We start from the raw sequence: 13712 nt of genomic DNA, 5'->3' as shown, positions 1-13712 counted from the left end.
CTTCAGCGCAGGCGTCCTACTTTTTCGAGTAATTTGGACTGGCCAATTGCCTGTGGCGAGGTGAAATGATTGGGATACAGAATATCCAGATCACGGTCTGCCTTAGTGTAAATGGCCGAGACATATTCTGAGCAAAAATAGCTGCTGGCAATATCGTGATCTTGCCAGCCCCGATGTTTATGCAGCTTCTTAAACACCAGCTTGAAAAAGAACGGCACCAACTGCCAGAAGTTGTATTTTTTGCCGAGCTGCAACAAAGCAAAATCCAGCATCTTTTTGCGCGCGGCGTTGTCCAGAGCATGCTCCGGGGTCAGCCGGAAATAATCAATATTGCCAGGGTAATGACAAAGGTTATCGGAAATAGGACTGGCCACCACGCCAGGGCCTTTGGCTTCCAGTACCATCAACCGCTCCCCCCACCAGGCAACAATACCCGCATGAGAGTAATCAGACTTACAAGCCCAGCGAATCAGGCGGGAAAAGGCATTGGTACCACCAAACAGCAAAATATCACCGTCCTGCATATGCGGCCGGATAGCCGCATAGTCGAGTTTTTGATCAGATACGGGTGGGGTTTGCTCAGCGGGAATGGCAATCTGCGACATCTAACATTTCCTTGTTGACGAAAGGGCCACAGTTTACCGAGCCTCTTTGCCATCCGCTAGGGTTGCAACAACTCGCTGGGTAAAGCCCAGGCTGCCTGATAGCGCTGTCCCTGCCAATCCTCGATGGTCAGCCATATTCTGTCGTTGTTATCGAAGCTGGCCTTAGCAATACCATGCACATGCTGGCCATGCCGACTGCCATGCAAAATACCAGACTCCCCCTGCTGCAACGAATCCAGTGCCAGTGGTTGTGGGCCAATATTCAGATAAGCCTGACGAACCTGGGCCACATTCCCTTGTTCAAAGGTCAGCAAGAAGTCTTTTACGTATTCATCATGATGCGCATAGGCCGGGTTAAGATCAAAGGGCATAGGTGCCACGGCAAAAGGCCCCAGTTGCTGGGTCTCCAGCGCTGGCGGAAAAACCGGATACATCCCCTGATACAAGTACCAGAAAGGCAATATCAGGATTAAGCCACTGAGTTTAAATTTATTACGTTGCCAAAAGGTATTCTGCACTCTTGCCATCAGGCTGTCTCCCCCAGTTCATCGATATCCACGGCCTTACGCACTTTGGCAGCGCCTTTAAAAGTGCGGCGTCCCCACATCATAAAGCCGGTTATAGACATACCTGTCAGAACCAAGCCAAACACAAACCAAATTATCTTGGTCCAGATGCCGCCAATGGTGCCGTAATGCAGCGGATCAGCAATGTAGGTGAGGGTTTGCAGCACTGTCATTTGTTCAGGTGAGCGGCTGGAAGCCACCTCCCCCGTCCAAGGATTAATACTGGCCTGATAGGCATATTGGTCATAAAACACATGGTCGCCGCCGCCACTGAGGATATACATATCACGGTTATGTTCAGGCAAGTGTAAATACGCGGGTTTGAAGTCCGGATAAAGCTGCTGAACCGTCTCCAGCGCCTGCGCAAAGCTAACCGGCCGGGCCAGATCGTCACTGCCTGGTGCAGGAAGTTGGGCAACATTCACTAACGGCGGATGCGCTTCAATATCGATATCAGCATGCCAGAAGATTGCCTGTACTAGATACCAAAGGCCGGTCAGGCTCATAACCAATAAAAACCAGATGGACCAAATCCCGGCCAGGCGATGTAAATCAGCCAGCAAAGTGCGCTGGCCCTGTTGGGTCCTTATTTTAGGCTGGGTAAAAGCTCGCCAGAAATGTTTGTAGACCACCAGCCCGGTGATCAGTGATCCCAGCATCAACACCGCCATGCCACTAACCAGGTAGTAGCCAATACTGTAGGAGCCATGCCAGGGGAACATCAGCCAACCGTGCAGTGCCCGCATAAAGCCAATAAAGGTAATGCCCTGCTCCACAGACTGGATTTCACCGCTGTATTGGTTGACGTAGGCAATGGCCTGAGGCTTGTCGTGGTCGGTAAACACTACGGCGTTGACCAGATAAGGTTCAAACACCATCACAGTGCCTACATCGGCAGTTGGGTAAGCCTGCTGAACTTTTTCCACTAATACTGCGGCTGACAGAGCCGGTGTGTTGTCTGGATTATTTGCACGCGCCGCGGAGTTAGTCAGCCAGGTCAGCTCATGGCTGAATACGGCGATAGTGCCGGTCAGACAAACAAAACAAAACACCAGCCATATTGGTAACGACAGCCAGCCATGTAAAAAAAACCAGAAGCGGTTGCTAAGCTTCAACATTCCATAGTCTCGGGATTAAGTTATGCCAGCAACATTAAACTAAATGATAATTGCTATCAATAGCGTTTAAATGAGAGTGATTTTCAAATAGAATGTTTGCGCTTTTCATAACTGGGACAACACATGAAACTGAACAGACTATCAACGGCCTTATTAATGGCTGCACTTCCTTCTTTTCTATATGCAGCGGAAGCGCCTCAATCAAGCCGGGAAAAAGAGGTCGAAACCATCACGGTTAAAAGCAAACGCGGTCTGATTTCTTATGTCAGTGCAACGGGTGCAAAATCTGATACGCCCATTATTGAAACGCCGCTGTCTGTGTCAGTACTCACCCCCGAACGTTTGGATGATTTAGGCGCCTATACCATTCAGGATGCCATGGGATATGTGGCAGGTCTGTATAACGGTCCTTATGGGGTAGACACGCGAGGTGATTGGGCACAAATTCGCGCCACCGCACCGGTTCAATATATCGATGGCTTACGCGCTATTTTTGGTTACTACAATAACGTCAGACTCAATCCGTTCTCGCTCAGCCAAATAGAAATACTCAAGGGCCCCTCTTCCGTACTTTATGGTCAAGGTTCCACCGGCGGTATCGTTAACCTTGTCAGTAAACGCCCCCAGCCCGAAACACAAGGGGAATTCTGGGCGCAAATGGGTAACCATAACCGCAAGCAGGCGGCTTTGGACTTCACCGGCTCGTTAACCGATGACGAAACGTTGCTAGGCAGAGTTATTGGTGTTTGGCGCGACAGCGATACACAAACCGATTATGTCGACGATAACAGTCTGATCTTCGCCCCCTCGGTTAGCTGGCAGGCCACCGACCGAACCAAGCTGACGTTGCTCGGCAACTGGCAAAAGAATGAATCCGGTTCAAGTACCCAGTTTTTCCCCCACCAGGGCACATTACTGGATAACGAGTTTGGCCAGATACCCAGTCATCGCTTTGTGTCAGAGCCTGGATTCGACCGCTACGACACGGAACAACAGTCAGTCACCGCCATTATTGAGCACGACCTGAATCAGGACTGGCGCTTACGTCTGGCATCCAGATACAGTGACAGTCACGCAGACTACCGCACTATGTATGCCTGGCCGCCGGTATTCCAGGACGACAACCGTACCGTCATTCGGTCTATCTCCATGTCGGATAACAGCGCCATCTCGGTGACCAGCGATATGCAACTGCATGGCTGGTTTTACACAGGCAACATCGAGCATCAGGTTGTCTTGGGGCTGGACTACCAGCACGCCAAAACAGACGCCGACCGATTGTATATTGCTGGCGGAGGCGGCCCACTGGATTTATATGCGCCGGAATACGGTAACGTCACAAATTTGCCAGACACAGACCAACTAAATGACGGTCCATTTAGCAAGAACTATCAGTTGGGCTTGTATGTTCAGGACAACATGAAAATTGCGGATAAATGGTTGGTCTCTGCCGCTTTACGACGTGACAAAGCCATCACCTCACCTCAGTCAGGCAACTCCGACTATCAGTATGCTACTACTGGTCGCCTGGGACTGATGTATTTGTTTGACAACGGAATCTCTCCCTACATCAGTTACAGCGAATCTTTTTCACCGCTACTCGGCAATGATGCCTATGGTCATGCATTTGTACCGCTAAAGGGCAGTCAGTGGGAGACAGGCCTAAAGTATCAGCCGGCCGGCACCGAGCACTTACTAACCGCATCGCTGTATCAGATTAAGGAGCAAAACCGAACCACCTCTCTGACCGCAGAACAGCGCAATGAAGCCAACATCATCGATCCCAATGGGCAGGTGCAACAAGGTGAAGTCGAAGTAACAGGAGTAGAGCTGGAAGCGCAATTGGCTTGGGATGAACTAGATATTTACGCCAGCTATGCCTATACAGATGCTGAAGTGTCCAAAAGTCACAAGTTAGGCGAGTTGGGTGCCACTATTTCAGCCACTCCTGATCATCAGGCGTCCTTGTGGGCAACCTGGCGTCCAGAGCAATGGCAAGGCTTTAAACTCGGCGCAGGCGTACGTTTCGTAGGTAATACATCAGACGGCAGCGCTTATGTTGAGCAAAATGGTTTGGTGCTTAACGAGCCCTTGCTAACCCCAAGCTACACGCTGTTTGACGCCATGATTGGTTATGATTTCGAAAAATACAGTCTTAGTATACATGCCAACAACCTGACAGATAAAACCGTATTAACCTCTTGTCTGGCCAGGGGGGATTGCTTCTATGGCGCACAGCGCAGTATTACAGCCAACCTGAAATATCGATTCTGATGGCTAAGTGAGCACGTCTTGGGGGGAACCCGCTTTCCCCCAAAATCTGTGCGACCTTCCCCTTCCATTGCGGTTTTGAAACTGGCTCGCCATGTCCTTCAACGTTTAGCGAAAGAAAACGAAAGACTAAATCGCTTGCCGATTTCAACGCTGGCAGAACACCGCTTAATGCACAGCCAATTGCACCAGTTATCCGCCTTTTGTCGTTGGTATTGACGCATTTCGCTGGTAGATTGTGCTTTCTAAGTCATATGGGTAAAAACCATGAGTATTTACAATCTGGGTTCCATCAATTGGGATCACTGCTACCGGGTGTCACACTTTGTCCGCCCCGGTGAAACCCTGATGTCCAGTTCTTACCAATTACATTTAGGCGGCAAAGGTGCAAACCAGTCCGTTGCTGCCGCCAAAGCCGGTGCATCTATCGTACATATCGGCAGCGTGGGTCTGAACGATTCAGCCCCGGCAAAATTAAGAGAATTAGGCGTTGATATCTCAGGTATCAGCGGACACCAGCAAGAAGCGACAGGCCATGCCTTGATCCAAATTGATGATCAGGGTGAGAACGCCATTATTCTGCATGCAGGGGCAAACCGCGCTCAGCAAATGCAGTGGGTAGCCGCGCAATTGCAAATCGCTGGACCTCAGGATTGGTTGCTGATGCAAAATGAGACCAATCTGATTGTTGAAAGCGCCGAGTTAGCCAAGCAAAAAGGCATGCGAGTCGCTTTTAACCCGGCCCCCATGGACAGAGAGTTAACCCTCAGGTTGTTGGATAAGCTCGACCTGCTTATCGTTAACCAAATAGAGGCGCAAGACCTAACCGGCACCGACGATTTAGACGCAGCAATTGCACAAATGCAACGTATGGCACCGAATCTGGCGTTGTTGATCACCTTAGGATCAGCAGGAGCATGCCATTGCCAGGGTTCTCAGCGTCACCAAGTTAAGGCGTTTAAGGTTGACGCAGTAGACACTACCGCTGCGGGCGATACCTTTATCGGCTACTTCCTGGCCAATATCAGCGCCGGACAGCCTGTTGCCGAAGCATTACGCCAAGCCAGTGCCGCCGCCGCCATTGCAGTAACCCGAGCCGGGGCAATTCCTTCTATACCAGTGCAGCAGGAGGTTGCAGACTTCCTGGCGACACAGTCCTGAAACTGCCGCATTGCACCCTACTGAACAAATTTAAGGAAATTCCATGAGCAGAAAGATAATCATAGATACCGATCCCGGTGTGGATGACGCGCTGGCCATCATTATGGCGGCCAATTCTCCCGAGCTGGACGTACTGGGTCTGACCACCATTTTTGGTAACGTGTCCGTTGAACAAGCCACTACCAATGCACTGATCCTGAGTGACTTTGCATCTTATGACATCCCGGTATACAAAGGTGAAGCCGTGCCTATGACACGCACGCCTGCACCTTATGCCGATTTTGTGCATGGTGACGATGGCTTTGGCAATATCAACTGGCCGAAATCCAGCAAGCAGGCGCAGAGTCAGTCCGCAGTGGATTTCATTATCGAACAGGTGCGCAAACATCCAGGTGAGATCACCCTGGTACCCTTGGGCCCACTGACTAACATTGCCCGGGTACTGGAAAAAGCCCCCGATGTAGCAGCCTTGGTTAAAGAAGTGGTGCTAATGGGCGGCACTATTCACCACTGCGGTAATGTGTCCCCTGTTGCAGAAGCCAATATTATGGGCGACCCCCATGCAGCGGATAAAGTCTTTGCTGCTGAATGGCCGGTAGTGATGATTGGTCTGGATGTCACCAGTCAGGTGCTACTTAAGCAAGACGATATGCAGAAGATAGCGGAAAAAAATCCTCGCCAAGGCGAGTTTCTGCGCCAGGCTTGCAGCTTTTATATCGACTTTTATCAGCAAACATTGGGTATTGCTGGCTGTATGGTTCACGACCCATCAACCATCGCTTATCTGCTCGACCCGACATTGTTCGAGATGGAAGAAGGTCGTATTCGGGTAGTGACAGATGGCCTAGCGATTGGCCAAACGACCCTGGCGCCAGGGCAGAGACATTTCCCTTACCCTGGCTGGGAAAATTTGCCACAGCAGAAGGCCTGTATAAAGGTCCGCTCCCAGGCATTACTGGATTTAGTCACAGGTCGACTCAGCGTCTGATCTCATTGTGTAGCGGCAATATCCATTGTCGCTACTTTTCCTTCCCCCTAACGTTTTAAGCACCCCTCGGCTCAGTAACCTGAGCAGCATCTTCATCATCAACTTATCTAAGAATAACGCCAATATCGGGAACATTTTTCCTGACTTGTCTCTTTGTGCTGTTGATATTTAAACCAAAAGCCGAGACCAGCAGCATTGACCAAATATGTTGAGTAACTCTAAAGTGGGAACACAACAAACAGGAGAATAATAATGAAAACCGCCTTATCCGCCATTGCCCTGCTATGCATCAGCAGTTTTGCCGCTGCTGACCAGGTAAGCAAGCAGGCCAGCGACATAGAACCTCAGGTCATCGAATGGCGCCGGCACTTTCATCAACACCCAGAATTGTCCAACCGGGAATTCGAAACTGCCAAATATATTGAAAAGTACTTACGAGGATTAGGTCTTGAGGTACAAACCGGGGTCGCGCACACCGGGGTGGTGGCCATACTGGACTCAGGTAAACCAGGCCCTGTGGTCGCCCTGCGAGCGGATATGGATGGTCTACCGGTAAAAGAGCAGAATGATTTACCCTTTCGTTCAAAAGCGACCAGCGAATATAACGGCAACCCGGTATCCGTGATGCATGCCTGCGGTCATGACACTCACATGGCGATGCTGATGGGTGCGGCCAAAATACTCACTGATATGAAATCTCAGCTCTCCGGTAAGGTAAAGTTTGTTTTCCAACCGGCTGAGGAAGGCGCGCCAGTGGGTGAAAAAGGCGGTGCTGAGCTGATGGTGACTGAAGGCGTGATGAAAGGCGTCGATGTCGTATTCGGTCTGCATATCAGCTCCAACACCGATGTGGGGACGGTGGAATATCGCCACGGCGGCATTATGGCAGCGGTTGACCCCTATAAAATTGTCATCAAGGGAAAGCAGGCCCACGGTGCCTACCCCTGGCTGAGTGTCGATCCGGTTGTCACCGCAGCACAAGTAGTAATGGGTCTGCAAACTATCGTTAGCCGTGAGCTGCCATTGATTGATGAAGCCGCCGTCATTACGGTTGGCGCCATTCATGGTGGTAACCGCACCAATATCATTCCCAACGAAGTTGAACTGCTAGGTACCATCCGTACATTGGATGAGGACATGCGTGAAACCCTGCATGCTGCTGTGCATCGCAAAGCCACTCATATTGCTCAGAGTATGCGAGCTGAAGCAGAGGTGAGCTTACCTTACGGTGACAGCTATCCCATTACCTATAACGATCCGGCATTGATGGATAAAATGCTGCCCACTTTGCACCGCACTGCCGGAGAAGGAAAGGTAGCAGAAGTGAAAGCCGTTACTGGTGCTGAAGACTTTTCATTCTTCCAGAAAGAAGTACCAGGGCTATATCTGTTTGTTGGGGGTAAACCCCTTGATTTGCCAGAAGACCAGGCCCCTGCGCATCATACTCCGGAGTTCAAAATTGATGAATCTGGTATGAAACTGGGTGTTGAACTACTCACTAACCTAACCATTGATTACATGCAAAAAGCCAAGTAATTCAAGCAAATAAGTAAAGCCGACGAATGTCGGCTTTACTCAATATTCAACAACCAACCGGTCTTATGCTGCAACCACTTTTCGTTTGCCAGTTCAGCGTCTAACAACGGATGCTTTTTCAACCATCCGGCGGGAAAATACAAGCTGAGTCCTTGCTCATCATGGCGCATTTTGATTGTAGGCAACAGATTGTCTTTGCGGCGAATACATAGCACATGGGCAATACGCAAAATCTTGCATAACAGGGTAAGCGCAGCGCTGACATCTTGCTGATAGGCACTAAAGCTATTGCCATCAACTTCCTGTCGGTGAGCTCCGACTAGCGTACAAATACATTCTTGCTGCAACTTGGTAAAACCCGGCATGCTGATGTGTGACAGTATGTACTTGCCGTGTTGATGACTATGTTTGAAGTCGATATGCAGACCAATTTCATGCAGTTTGGCGGCAGCCAACAACACGGCCTCGGCATCTAACTGGCAACTGAGCTCGTCGTGAGGAAGTTGCCGAAACAGCATCAACGCCGTTTCTGCAACGCGGTGGGCCTGCGCCTCCTCAATATGAAAACGCTCAATCAATGCATCCAATGTCTGTTGGCGCACATCATTATGGTGAATATTCTCCAACATGCCATACAGCAGCCCTTCACGCAGGGCACCACCAGCAATTTGCATTTGCTGTATACCAAGTTGTTCAAACAGCACCTTAAGAATAGCCAAGCCGCTGGCGAATACTGGCTTTCTGGCCTCTGATAAACCATGAATGGCGAGTTGATTCAGATTGCCAGATTCAATGCATTGCTGCATCAGGTCATCAAGGTAAGTCTGACGAATAGTGTCATTAATATTCTGCGCAACCAGGATTTCTGTAATGGCCTGCGGCGTGCCAGATGCACCCAGACATTGCCGCCATTCAAATCCAACGAATTTATCTGCAACAGGAGACAGCAACGCCCGGGCGGCATCCTGTGCAGCATCAAAATTCTGCTGATTAAGCTCGCCATTTGGGAAAAAACGCTCCATAAAGGTCACGCACCCCATGTTCAGACTGACGAGCTGCTTGGGCGTGAAATCTTTACCCAGGATAATTTCGGTACTGGCACCGCCGATATCTATGACCAGACTGTTGCCTTGATTGGCAGAGGTATAAGCGACACCAAGATAGATTTGCTTGGCTTCTTCTTCACCGCTGATAACCTGGATTGGGTGTCCAAGTATACGCTCGGCTTTATGAATAAACTGCTCGGCGTTACGTGCCAGACGTAAAGTGGCGGTGGCTACCACCCGAATATTGGCAGCCGGAATATCTTGTAATCGTTCAGCAAAGGCTTCCAGGCATTTCCAGCCTCGCTCCATGCTAAGTTCGTCCAATTGAAACTCAGGGTCTAATCCCGCCGCTAAACGAACTTTCTGCTTTACCTTGCCAACAATATGAATACAGCCATTAACTACCCGAACCACCATCAGGTGGAAGCTGTTCGAGCCAAGATCAACCGCAGCGTAATACTGCTGAGACTCCGGCGTAGTCAATGGCGCTTCTCTCATCGGTTCCTTGGGCTTCGGCTCCTGGGCTTGCCTTTGCTCAGGTTTTTACCACTTTGCATACGCTTTTTATATTGCTGGCGCGGCGCTTTTACGTCTTCCAGCAGGACGCTGTGGTCATAATCCGTTACCGGAATCGCATGGCGTATATATTCTTCAATGGCAGGCAAATTGAGTGCATATTTTTCGCAAGCAAAACTAATTGCATGGCCACTCTTACCCGCGCGACCGGTTCGACCGATTCGGTGTACATAGTCTTCGGCGTCATCCGGCAGATCGTAGTTAAATACGTGGGTGACTTTCTCAATATGCAAGCCCCTGGCTGCCACATCGGTAGCCACTAACACATCCAACTGGCCTTTACTGAAGCCATCCAGAATACGTAATCGCTTGTGCTGTGGTACATCGCCACTTAACAAGCCAACGCGATGACCATCAGCCTGCAACCAATCGAAGATGTTCTCACAGCTATGTTTGGTATTGGCAAACACTATGGCTTTCTCTGGCCACTCTTCTTCCAGCAGTGTCAGCAACAGCAACATTTTGTCGTCGTTGGATGGGTAGAATAGTTCTTCTTTCACCCTGCTGGCCGTCATTTGCTCAGGCTCTACCTGGACATGTACCGGACTGTTCATATGTTCGTAAGCCAATTCTTGTACACGCATGGACAAGGTGGCAGAGAACAGCATGCTCAAGCGTTCGGATGGGGCTGGCATGCGACGGAACAGATAACGAATATCCTTGATAAAGCCCAGGTCAAACATCCTGTCTGCTTCATCCAGCACGGCAACCTGAATATGACTCAGACTAAAAATGCCTTGCTTGTAGTAATCGATAATCCGCCCTGTGGTACCAATGATGATATCGACACCTTTTTCCAAGCTCTCACGTTGACTCTGGTAACCTTCGCCCCCATAGATAAGGCCTAGGCTAATTCCGGTATGCTTACTAAGCAGCTCGGCATCCTTATGAATCTGCACCGCCAACTCCCGGGTTGGTGCCATAATAATGGCCCGTGGCTGTGCTTTTTCAGTCTGAGGATGAGTCAATAGATGGTGGAAAGTTGCGGTCAGGAAGGCTATTGTCTTGCCCGTCCCTGTTTGTGCCTGACCTGCAACATCACGCCCCTCCAGCAAAGGAGGCAGGCTCAACGCCTGAATCGGTGTACAATGTTGAAAGTTCGCTGCTGACAATGCGTTTATCACGTCCGCATGCATCGGCAGGTCAGAAAAATGTGTTTCAGTTAGATGAGTTGTTTGCATAGCTTATAGCTTATCAGTGCTTGCATTAAAAAACAGTTTCTATATAAATAGCCACAATCGCCTGCCAGGTGTTTTCTGCCGAGGCAGCCAAGTTTGGAGAAGAGAATGAGCGACAAAATTATCCAGTTGACTGATGACAGTTTTGAGGCTGATGTTATCAACGCCGAAGGTCCTGTATTAGTTGACTTCTGGGCGGAATGGTGTGGCCCGTGCAAAATGATCGCGCCAATTCTAGATGAAGTGGCTGGCGAATTCGAAGGCAAGTTAACAGTTGCCAAGCTGAATGTCGACCACAATACTGAAACTCCACCTAAATATGGTATTCGTGGTATCCCTACTTTACTGTTATTTAAAGGCGGTAATGTAGCGGCAACCAAGGTTGGCGCGCTCTCTAAAACGCAACTGACCGAATTCTTGAAAGAAAACATCTAATTTAAAAAGCCCGGTTAATCCGGGCTTTTTTCTGCGCCGTCACAAATTTGCGCAAAAATTCACTGAGAATGAATAAATTAGCAGCGAAAGATTACTAGACGCTGTTGATTTTTGGTGCTAACTTAGATTTCGTTCTCAGCATCGATTCCATTCGATACGAACAGAAAGGCTGTCTGGAACAGTGTTATCGCCGCAGCCGGCCCGCTCGACGGGTGGCGCATGGAGCGCAGAGCTTAATCCTCGCGTCAAACCGACGCAATCTGACGTTTACGACCCTTTAAAAGTCTGAACACACTTGCATTAAGAGCATATTTTCAATCATTAAGACCCACCGATATGAACCTAACGGAACTCAAAAATAAACCCGTCAGCGAACTGGTAGAACTGGCGGAAAAAATGGGCCTGGAAAACATGGCCCGCGCCCGCAAACAAGATATCATCTTCTCAATCCTCAAAGCCCATGCGAAAAGTGGTGAAGACATTTTCGGTGATGGGGTACTGGAAATATTGCAGGATGGTTTTGGCTTTTTGCGTTCGGCGGATTCCTCCTATTTGGCCGGCCCTGACGACATATACGTCTCGCCCAGTCAAATTCGACGCTTTAACCTGCGCACCGGCGATTCTATTTCAGGAAAAATTCGCCCGCCAAAAGACAGTGAGCGTTACTTTGCCCTGCTGAAAATCAGCGAAGTTAACTTCGATCGCCCGGAAAACTCGCGCAACAAAATTTTGTTTGAAAACCTGACGCCTTTGCATGCCAAAGAGCGTTTGCGTATGGAACGTGGTAACGGCAGTACCGAAGATATCACCGCCCGCGTACTGGACTTGGCTTCACCTATAGGTCGTGGTCAACGTGGTCTGATCGTAGCACCACCCAAAGCCGGTAAAACATTATTACTGCAGAACATTGCCCAGAGCATCGCCGCCAACTACCCCGAATGTGTGTTGATGGTATTGCTTATCGACGAGCGTCCGGAAGAAGTTACCGAGATGCAACGTTTGGTGCAAGGTGAAGTGGTCGCTTCGACCTTCGATGAACCAGCCAGCCGCCACGTGCAAGTGGCCGAGATGGTTATCGAAAAGGCTAAGCGTCTGGTTGAACATAAAAAAGACGTGGTCATTCTGCTTGACTCTATTACCCGTCTGGCTCGCGCTTACAACACCGTTATTCCTTCATCAGGTAAAGTCCTGACCGGTGGTGTAGACGCCAACGCCCTGCATAAACCTAAGCGTTTCTTCGGTGCAGCCCGTAATGTTGAAGAAGGCGGCAGCCTGACCATTATCGCTACAGCACTGATCGATACCGGGTCTAAGATGGACGAGGTTATCTACGAAGAGTTTAAAGGTACGGGTAACATGGAACTGCACCTGAATCGTAAGATTGCAGAGAAACGTGTATTCCCAGCCATCGACTTTAACCGTTCTGGTACCCGTCGTGAGGAACTTCTCACTACCCAGGACGAGCTGCAAAAGATGTGGATCCTGCGCAAGATCGTACATGAAATGTCCGAGATTGATGCGATGGAATTCCTCATCGACAAGCTGTCGATGACCAAAACCAACAATGAGTTCTTTGACGCAATGCGTCGTCAGAAGAGCTGATCAGTTGCGAATAAAAGAAGGCGCCACAGGCGCCTTTTTTATTCTTCACAAATGGTCGTGATACAAGGTTTGAATCAACTTGTCTTCAAGCTCAAATCGTTCTTCCATGGCCTGACCTAAATCCGACAAATGTTTGTCGAAGCCTTGCATATCATGGTCATCGTCAATCTCGGCATAGCTATCATTAAAGCTCAATGCCATTTCAGTGGTGTCAGCAATCTGCGGGTAAACCTCATCCGCCAGGGATTTTCCCTCACCATTGGTCTGACTGCCTTCGACTATTTTGTCGTAAAACTCAAAATGCCCTGCCGACACATAGTCCATCAGCATTTCACAGAAGGTTTCAATGACTTCTTTACCCGGTAATGCCTGACGTTGTGCATCAAATGGCGGCAAACCCGCCAATCGGCAGTATTCCACCAGCAACAACTTGCGGGCATTAATCCAATTATCAATGGCGGTGTGTGACCCGCCCCATTTTTGTTCGGCTTGTTCTACTTTATTTAGCATTGTTATTCTCCCGCTCCGTCCCCATCAACGGTCCAGGTAAATCAATTGTAAAATGCAGTATATCAGAATGCCCCAATTGCAAAAGCGCTATACTCAGCTAGTCGGTCCTGTCACCGACAA

At 49.4% G+C, this 13712-nt stretch carries 12 protein-coding genes; 6 read left to right on the top strand and 6 right to left on the bottom strand.

Annotated features, from left to right (window positions below; all coding sequences use genetic code 11):
* Positions 1-2: 2 nt before the first annotated feature.
* Genes KJY73_RS20435 through KJY73_RS20425 form a run of 3 tightly spaced genes read right to left on the bottom strand, consistent with a single transcriptional unit; the run spans position 3 to position 2289 of the window.
* Positions 3-605 carry a YiiX/YebB-like N1pC/P60 family cysteine hydrolase gene (locus tag KJY73_RS20435; RefSeq protein WP_214345488.1) on the bottom strand — a complete coding sequence of 201 codons (603 nt, stop codon included), beginning with the start codon at positions 603-605 and terminating at the stop codon, positions 3-5.
* Positions 606-661: 56 nt separating this feature from the next.
* Positions 662-1132 carry a hypothetical protein gene (locus KJY73_RS20430; protein ID WP_214345487.1) on the bottom strand — a complete coding sequence of 157 codons (471 nt, stop codon included), beginning with the start codon at positions 1130-1132 and terminating at the stop codon, positions 662-664.
* Positions 1132-2289 (bottom strand): PepSY-associated TM helix domain-containing protein, encoded by a 1158-nt coding sequence (locus KJY73_RS20425; RefSeq protein WP_214345486.1) that lies wholly within the window; start codon positions 2287-2289, stop codon positions 1132-1134. The genes KJY73_RS20430 and KJY73_RS20425 overlap by 1 nt, the downstream gene beginning before the upstream one ends.
* Before the next feature lie 123 nt (positions 2290-2412).
* Here KJY73_RS20425 and KJY73_RS20420 point away from each other — a divergent pair, with 123 nt between their 5' ends.
* From KJY73_RS20420 to KJY73_RS20405, 4 genes are all read left to right on the top strand, one after another.
* On the top strand, positions 2413-4563 hold the full coding sequence (locus KJY73_RS20420; RefSeq protein ID WP_214345484.1) for a TonB-dependent siderophore receptor: 2151 nt from the start codon (positions 2413-2415) through the stop codon (positions 4561-4563).
* Positions 4564-4827: 264 nt separating this feature from the next.
* On the top strand, positions 4828-5721 hold the full coding sequence (locus KJY73_RS20415; protein WP_214345482.1) for a ribokinase: 894 nt from the start codon (positions 4828-4830) through the stop codon (positions 5719-5721).
* A 43-nt stretch (positions 5722-5764) separates the two neighbouring features.
* Positions 5765-6709, top strand: coding sequence for a nucleoside hydrolase (locus KJY73_RS20410; protein ID WP_214345480.1), 945 nt, complete (start codon positions 5765-5767; stop codon positions 6707-6709).
* 252 nt (positions 6710-6961) lie between these two features.
* Positions 6962-8245, top strand: a complete 1284-nt coding sequence (locus KJY73_RS20405) for an amidohydrolase (RefSeq protein WP_214345478.1) — start codon at positions 6962-6964, stop codon at positions 8243-8245.
* A gap of 35 nt (positions 8246-8280) precedes the next feature.
* Here KJY73_RS20405 and KJY73_RS20400 read toward each other — a convergent pair whose 3' ends face one another.
* Both KJY73_RS20400 and rhlB read right to left on the bottom strand, forming a co-directional pair.
* Positions 8281-9789: a Ppx/GppA phosphatase family protein gene (locus KJY73_RS20400; RefSeq protein WP_214345477.1), complete on the bottom strand. Its 1509-nt coding sequence runs from the start codon at positions 9787-9789 to the stop codon at positions 8281-8283.
* Positions 9786-11048, bottom strand: coding sequence for an ATP-dependent RNA helicase RhlB (gene rhlB / locus KJY73_RS20395; RefSeq protein WP_214345476.1), 1263 nt, complete (start codon positions 11046-11048; stop codon positions 9786-9788). Before rhlB ends, KJY73_RS20400 begins: the two co-directional genes overlap by 4 nt.
* A 105-nt stretch (positions 11049-11153) precedes the next feature.
* On the opposite strand from rhlB, the gene trxA reads away from it, so the two are divergent.
* Positions 11154-11480 (top strand): thioredoxin TrxA, encoded by a 327-nt coding sequence (trxA, locus tag KJY73_RS20390; protein ID WP_206593075.1) that lies wholly within the window; start codon positions 11154-11156, stop codon positions 11478-11480.
* A 336-nt stretch (positions 11481-11816) separates the two neighbouring features.
* Positions 11817-13082, top strand: coding sequence for a transcription termination factor Rho (rho, locus tag KJY73_RS20385; protein WP_102794530.1), 1266 nt, complete (start codon positions 11817-11819; stop codon positions 13080-13082).
* A gap of 45 nt (positions 13083-13127) precedes the next feature.
* On the opposite strand, the gene rsd is transcribed toward rho, so the two are convergent.
* A complete protein-coding gene (rsd, locus tag KJY73_RS20380; protein WP_214345475.1) occupies positions 13128-13592 on the bottom strand; it encodes a sigma D regulator in 465 nt (154 codons plus the stop codon).
* Positions 13593-13712: the final 120 nt, after the last annotated feature.

The organism is Bowmanella yangjiangensis, assembly GCF_018531185.1.
Classification (GTDB): Bacteria; Pseudomonadota; Gammaproteobacteria; order Enterobacterales; family Alteromonadaceae; genus Bowmanella; species Bowmanella yangjiangensis.
This window is presented reverse-complemented; position numbering and strand designations above follow the sequence as displayed.

Excerpts from the sequence above, each read along its gene's own strand:
- rsd (WP_214345475.1), bottom strand. The coding sequence starts at position 13,592 with ATGCTAAATAAAGTAGAACAAGCCGAACAAAAATGGGGCGGGTCACAC.
- KJY73_RS20405 (WP_214345478.1), top strand. The coding sequence starts at position 6,962 with ATGAAAACCGCCTTATCCGCCATTGCCCTGCTATGCATCAGCAGTTTT.
- KJY73_RS20430 (WP_214345487.1), bottom strand. The coding sequence starts at position 1,132 with ATGGCAAGAGTGCAGAATACCTTTTGGCAACGTAATAAATTTAAACTC.
- rho (WP_102794530.1), top strand. The coding sequence starts at position 11,817 with ATGAACCTAACGGAACTCAAAAATAAACCCGTCAGCGAACTGGTAGAA.
- KJY73_RS20415 (WP_214345482.1), top strand. The coding sequence starts at position 4,828 with ATGAGTATTTACAATCTGGGTTCCATCAATTGGGATCACTGCTACCGG.
- KJY73_RS20425 (WP_214345486.1), bottom strand. The coding sequence starts at position 2,289 with ATGTTGAAGCTTAGCAACCGCTTCTGGTTTTTTTTACATGGCTGGCTG.
- KJY73_RS20420 (WP_214345484.1), top strand. The coding sequence starts at position 2,413 with ATGAAACTGAACAGACTATCAACGGCCTTATTAATGGCTGCACTTCCT.
- rhlB (WP_214345476.1), bottom strand. The coding sequence starts at position 11,048 with ATGCAAACAACTCATCTAACTGAAACACATTTTTCTGACCTGCCGATG.
- trxA (WP_206593075.1), top strand. The coding sequence starts at position 11,154 with ATGAGCGACAAAATTATCCAGTTGACTGATGACAGTTTTGAGGCTGAT.
- KJY73_RS20435 (WP_214345488.1), bottom strand. The coding sequence starts at position 605 with ATGTCGCAGATTGCCATTCCCGCTGAGCAAACCCCACCCGTATCTGAT.
- KJY73_RS20400 (WP_214345477.1), bottom strand. The coding sequence starts at position 9,789 with ATGAGAGAAGCGCCATTGACTACGCCGGAGTCTCAGCAGTATTACGCT.
- KJY73_RS20410 (WP_214345480.1), top strand. The coding sequence starts at position 5,765 with ATGAGCAGAAAGATAATCATAGATACCGATCCCGGTGTGGATGACGCG.